Source organism: Apibacter sp. (genome assembly GCF_025291155.1).
Lineage (GTDB): Bacteria > Bacteroidota > Bacteroidia > Flavobacteriales > Weeksellaceae > Apibacter.
Window position 1 is genome coordinate 1 of the sequence record NZ_JAMBJZ010000107.1, and the last position, 5,581, is coordinate 5,581.

Below are 5,581 nucleotides of genomic sequence, written 5' to 3' on the forward strand. Positions count from 1 at the left end.
TATTTTTCATTAATTCCTTTTAATAGTTGCTTATAAGTATAGTTACATCTGGTGACATATATTCTCGCATCTGAAAGCGAGATTAAATCATATGCATCAATAACCAAGCCTACAGGAGGAGAATCAATAATAATATAATCGTATAGATCTCTTAGTATTTTTATAAGTTGTTCATTTTCGGGACTAATAAGCAATTCTCCAGGATTGGGGGGAATGGGACCAGCAGTTATAATATCCAAATTATCATATTCAGTTTTTTTAATTATCTCATCTAAAGAATTTGCTCCGGATAAATATCCTGATAATCCGACTTTATTACTTATTTTAAAATCATCAAAAATTCTAGGTTTTCTCAAATCCATTCCAACTAGAACGGTTCTTTTTCCGCTAAGCGCTAAAACTGATGCTAAATTAATTGCAATAAATGTTTTACCTTCACTTCCGATGGAAGAAGTTATTAGGAAAACTTTTCCACCTTTAATATCTTTTTCATTGTATAGGAATCTTAAATTGGATCGAATAGCACGGAAGCTTTCAGAAATGCTAGATTTTGGTCTGGCTAACACTGCTAAATTATTTTCAGTATTTTTTGGACCAATAGTTCCTATAATTGGAATTTTCGTAATAGATTTTAAATCTGAAATTAATTTTATTTTGTTATCTAATAATTCAATTAAAAATAAAAGAATTAATGGAATAACTAATGAGATTCCTATAAATTTATATTTGTTTTGCTTAATATTTGGAGTTATTGGTGCCTGTCCTGTGTTCTTAGCTTTATCTAATACGGTAATATCAGATATAGTTGTAGCTTTTCTCATTTCTGCTTCAGATAGTTTATCTAAAAGAGTGTTGTAAATTCCGTCATTTAATAAATATCCTCTTTGAGCATTAACAAATAGCCGTTCTTTTTCCGGAAGGGTTTCTATATCAAGCTCCAAATTACTTATTTGGTTATTAACATTTTTTAAGTTATTAAAAAGATCTTTAGATGAATTGTCTAAAATTGATGCGACTTTATTTTTAGCATTATTAATTTTATAATTTATTTCACTAATAGGCTCTGAATTTTCTCTATAAATTAATAATAAATCCTTTTTTTCCTGTTCAAATGATTGTACATTTTGGATTAATTCATCTAAATTTTTATCTGAAATACCTAATATGTCTCCATCTAAATAGAAATTTTTATTAAATGTTGATTTTTTTAACTGATTTACTGCTTCTATTTTTGATTTTAGTTCTTCTCTTTGAATATCAAGTGATTGTATTTTGGATAATAAAACAGTAGTACTTACATCGGCTTTTGAAAATATTTTATTATCGAGCTGAACTCTTTGAAAAATAGCTGTGGCACTATCTAATTTTCTTTTAGTTATTATAAGTTGATTCTTAATAAATTCAATAGTATTTAGATTAACTTTATTTTTATCATCCAGTCTTTTCTTAATCAAATCATCTACAGATTTATTTAAAAAATTTATCGTTCCATTTAAACTTAATCCTTTCTTAGTAATTATCATTATTGAAGGTAAATCTTTATCAAAATCGATTGAAACTAATGATTTTATCTTGGATACAGCATTGTTAATAGTTGATAAATAAAAATAAAAGCTGAGGTCAGTTACATTATCTCCAAATCTTCCTTCATATTCATTATTCTTTACGAATTTGAATTTTAAATTATTTGTTTTTATCCAAGTATTTAAAGGTACGATAAGTTCTTTTTTATATTTATCTTTTCTAGCATAATAACTTTCATTAGTGTAAAGGAAACAATTTTCATTTAAATTATCGGGAAAGGTAAGTTTAAATTTTTTATTAGGAAGCACATCAACCTTAACATCTGTATATAAGGCTTGGGCATAGTTTGTATCAATTACAATTTTATAAGGAATATCTACATAATCAATTTCAGTTGTTTTAATATTCCCTTTTAAATAATAATTAATATATAAATCAAGTGATTTAACGAGATTTTCATTATGTGTTCTTGATGATAATAATTTCTTATAATATATTCCTTGAGTGGCGCCATTATTACCTCCCCATATGAAATTTATAGATTGGTTAGGCGCTAATACACTTGATGTTCCGGATGAGATACTTACAGTCGTGGAAGACTGAAAAAATCTGTCTGAAAATCGATTTACCAGAAAAGCTATGGTCCATCCAAATATGAAAGCTATCAAAAACCAATACCAATTTTTTATAAGTCTTCGGATGAACCTTTCAAAACTAAAAAAGTTATTTTCCAGGAAATCAGAATTTTTATTTTTTTGATTTTTATTTTGATTTATACTTTGCAAGTTAGAGGTATGCATGTTCCGATATTAAGAATTACTATAAGGTTTTAAAAAATAAATACGTAGTTATTGCTTGAATTCCTACAGATAAAAATTGTGTCACATCCCCAATTGTGGTACCTCCTCCTAAACCAGATATTTTTTCTTTTAATGGGTCTATAATTACTTGATCTCCCGATTGTAAATAAAAATAAGGTGAATTAAGAATATCATCACGTGTTACATCAAGTACTATATTCTTTTTTCCTTCAGGATACTCTCTAATGATTCTTATATGACGTCGATCTGCAAATTTTGTTAAATCTCCGGATTTAGCTATGGCTTGTAATAAATCAACTCTATTGGATAATTCTGTTTTTTCGCCTGGTGAATTTATTTCTCCTACCATATAATATTTTATAGCTCCTATGTTCATCCTAACTTCTGCTTTTCCTTCATTATAGAGAACTTCATTTAATTTTGCCTGAACTAAATCTGTAATTTCGGATAATGTTAACCCGTAAACGTAAAATTCTCCTAGACCGTATATTGAAATATAACCATTAGCATCCACGATTAATCCGCTGGTTCTTAATCTACCATCACTGCTATTTGTTCCTCCTTTAAAAACAGATGTATTTTCTTCAGATAAAAATTTTGATGCGTTTTTATCTGATGTGATAAGAGTCATAGCTAAAATATCATCTTTTTTAACTCGGTAGTTTTCATAAATTACAGGTATAAGACCATATTCATTAAATTGTAAATTCTCACTTGGTTGAAGATACTTTAAATCCTTTACACCAATGCAAGAACACAAAAATAATAAAGTGAAAGAAACAAGAAAAATTGATTTATATAATTTCATTATTATAAATTAAATTGCAAAAATAATTATTTTTTTAATAGTAGCATAAGATTAATGATTTCAGTTTCTATTTTTCTCATATTGTAATTGATTAAATCTATTTTTTTGTAATTAAAAATATTATTTTCTATTTTTTCAAAAGGAAAATATAATATTTCTTCTAATTTTTCAAATTTTGGTATTTCTTCTAAATATGTAATTTTCGGTGTAAAATTGAGAACTAATTTTTTTATTAATTTTTTTAAAAGGTTGTCAATATTTAATGATTTTCCCATATCTAATATATATATACCTGAATGATTAATGGGAGCTGTTATTTCAAGCATTCCTATTGAAGCTTCATATTTAGAAATAAAATATCTTTTCATATTTTTACTTGTAATGGTTATAGGCAATTTATTTTCGATTTGGTATTTAAAAATGGTAAAAACCGAACCACTACTATTAAAAACATTTCCGAATCGTATAATTTTAATTTTTATATTTCTAGTATTTTTATTCTGAAATATTTCTTTTAAAAGATATAATTCAGTTATTCTTTTTGATATGCCCATATTACTTATAGGTTTTACCGCTTTATCAGTGGAAACAAATATAAACTGCTCAATGCTGTTATATCGTGAAGCTTCCTTCAATAAATTTAAAGATCCGTTTATATTTACAGAGATTGATTCTTCATAGTTGCTTTCTAAAATATCTATATGCTTATAGGCTGCTGTGTGGTAAACAATTTGAATTGGAAATTTTGAAAAAATTTTTTTAATTGTATCGATATTTCTGATATCTCCTAAAAAAAGATATAGTCTTTTGTTATCGATTTCATTTTTGAACTTTAGTTTAAGTTTGAAAATAGCATATTCTGAATGATCTAAAACAATTATTTTTTTACTTCCTTGTTCCAACAAGCGTTTTATTAATATACATCCTATAGATCCGCCACCGCCAGTCACAAATATAATTTTATCATCTAAATAATTAAATTGTTTAAATGAATAATCTATGTTTTTACTGAATAACTCTTCAAAAGAAATTTCTTTATTTTTAATTTTAATAATATCTTCTTTATTAGGCATTGTTTTAACTAAATATTTTTTTCAATAACTGCTAAAATTTTATCTAAATCGATTTCTTTTAAATTATCTCCGGAAGGGAGACATAATCCGTTATTAAATAATTTATTTTCAAAAAGAGAATTACCGAAATATGGAAAATCCTTAAACACTTTTTGTTTATTTAATGGATTCCAAAGATATCTTGATTCAATATTGTTTTTTTCGAGAGAACTTTTAATTTTTTTGTTTAATGATGCGGGAAATATAAATGTGCTTAACCATCTATTGGCGATGCTATTCTTAATTTCCATTTGGTATTCAACATCGAATTTATCTTTAAATTTCGTAAGATAAAAATTAAAAATTTTTCTTCGTTTATTTACTTTTTTATTTAACTTATCGAATTGTATGCTTCCCAGTGCTGCAAGAATATTGCTAGAAGCATAATTATAGCCTATTTCGTTATGCTTATAATAGTCAGCCTTTTCTTTTGCTTGAGAAGCTAACTTTTCAGCATATTTATATTTTTTTTCATTTGGAAGAATAAGTGTTCCCCCTTGTGAGGTTGTTATTATTTTATTTCCATTAAAAGATAAAATTCCATAATCACCCAATGCTCCTACAGGAATATTATGATAGGAAGAACCTAAAGCTTCAGCAGCATCTTCAATGACAATTATGTTATTATTTTTACAAATATTAATTATTTGGTCCATTTCGGCAGGCATACCATATATTTGTGCAACAATAAGCGCTTTAGGATAAATATGTTTTTTCCTTAAATCATCAATCGCATATTGGAGGAATTCTGGCGATATATTCCACGTTCTTTTTTCAGAACCGATAAATACAGGAATTGCTTTTTCATATAAAATAGGGAAAGCAGTGGCTGCAAAAGTGAAATTAGAGCATAATACATAATCGCCATCTGCAATTTCGGCTAATTTAAGAGCTAAATGTAGAGCAGAGGTACCACTATTAGTTAATAAAACTTTCTTGTTGAAATATTGAGATAATTTACTTGAAAATTCTTGAATATAAGAACCATAAGGAGAAATCCAGCCGCTTTTTAAAGCTTTGACTACGTTCTCGATTTCTAAATGATCAATATGGGGAGGAGATAGGTATATTTTGGGGAAATTATTCATGTATTTGATTTATTATTTTTAATTAATAAAGGTAAAAATGAGAATATTAAACCTAAAGATAAAATAATTACAAGTAATAAATGAACATTTATATGTCTTAAAAAATATGCTACAAGTATAATAATAACATTTTCTGCCACCATACATAATGATACTTGTTTGTGAGACAAACCTAAACGAAGATACCTATGGTGCATGTGATTTTTATCTGCTTTAAAGGGGGAACGT

General features: G+C 26.5%; 4 protein-coding genes and 1 pseudogene. All 5 read right to left on the reverse strand.

The annotated features are described in order from the left end of the window. Positions 1–2,324 (reverse strand): exopolysaccharide transport family protein (locus M3Z80_RS08855; RefSeq protein WP_293919254.1); only part of this gene is annotated, 2,324 nt, incomplete at its 3' end. Between the two features lie 19 nt (positions 2,325–2,343). Further along, entirely contained in the window at positions 2,344–3,153 is an 810-nt protein-coding gene (locus M3Z80_RS08860) for a polysaccharide biosynthesis/export family protein (protein ID WP_293919255.1), read from the reverse strand. Between the two features lie 26 nt (positions 3,154–3,179). After that, the gene (locus M3Z80_RS08865; RefSeq protein WP_293919256.1) at positions 3,180–4,226 is read right to left on the reverse strand and encodes an SDR family NAD(P)-dependent oxidoreductase; all 1,047 of its coding nucleotides are present in this window, start codon (positions 4,224–4,226) and stop codon (positions 3,180–3,182) included. 8 nt (positions 4,227–4,234) lie between these two features. Continuing rightward, the gene (locus M3Z80_RS08870) at positions 4,235–5,353 is read right to left on the reverse strand and encodes a DegT/DnrJ/EryC1/StrS family aminotransferase (protein ID WP_293919257.1); all 1,119 of its coding nucleotides are present in this window, start codon (positions 5,351–5,353) and stop codon (positions 4,235–4,237) included. After that, positions 5,350–5,581 (reverse strand): annotated as a pseudogene (locus M3Z80_RS08875) (glycosyltransferase family 4 protein); the annotation flags it as partial. The pseudogene M3Z80_RS08875 and the gene M3Z80_RS08870, both read right to left, overlap by 4 nt.